The 891-nt window shown below is 44.9% G+C and carries 1 protein-coding gene; it reads right to left on the bottom strand.

The annotated features are described in order from the left end of the window. Nucleotides 1-6: 6 nt before the first annotated feature. Nucleotides 7-891 (bottom strand): hypothetical protein (locus FC75_RS10430; protein ID WP_235808738.1); only part of this gene is annotated, 885 nt, incomplete at its 5' end.

Raw genomic sequence — 891 nt, forward strand, 5'->3', positions numbered from 1 at the left:
CCACTATCAAGGATTCGTTATCATCGTTGCACTTGACTTGAAAATTGAGGCCTTATAATAACTGTCTACCATGTCGGTCAATTTCTGAACATCCGGATTAACCTCTGGGAATGCCTTATGAACCTTGAGCAAGAAAGTCAACACACTGTTGACGTCAAAACTATCCGAAGTGAACCAGCCGTTGCCAGAAGTAAAGTACACACCAGCACGACTCAAGGCTTCGCCAGTCTTCAAATTCTGAACTTTATATGCGGCACCATTATTAATGCTGGCATTACTGAAGACAATTGTCTCGGTATCAGGAATGTAGTACGAACCATCTGAAAACTCGATCAACCCATTATCAGGATTATACTTACCAGCTTCCTTAGTGCTCATCCCATCCTTGTAAACCACCATTAGCAACTGCGAGCTGATAGCAGCTTGATTTGCGTCATCGCCATAATATGGATTAGGCAAAGTCAGCTTGTCCGTCTGTGTGTCGTACGTTGAGCCATCCGCAAAAGTAACAATACCAGTTTTCTCATCATAGGTCGCAGAAAGAGCCGAACTATGAGTGTCCATTGCTTTCGTCGCGAACTGGTCCGCAGGCTCCGCAAAGCTGACAATGTCTTTGTTATCTTCAAAAAGGTCCAAGTAGGAGCCGTTAGTTGGATCGACAAGCTCTAATTCTGGGTTGACCCATTTGTCAGGATCAGCTTGGTCTGTTTCAGTCTGGTACTGGTGCGCCGTGTTAACGGCTGGCTGAGAATATGCGTACCAAGAGTCAGTTTTACCAGTCACATCTTTAACTAATGCGGCGTACTTAGCATGGTCAAAAAGACCGTTTTTATCAACCCCCAGTTTACAATTCAAGTGCAACACCCTGACGACTAGACCAGAAAGGCCATG

It is taken from the genome of Lacticaseibacillus camelliae DSM 22697 = JCM 13995 (genome assembly GCF_001436615.1).
Taxonomy (GTDB): domain Bacteria; phylum Bacillota; class Bacilli; order Lactobacillales; family Lactobacillaceae; genus Lacticaseibacillus; species Lacticaseibacillus camelliae.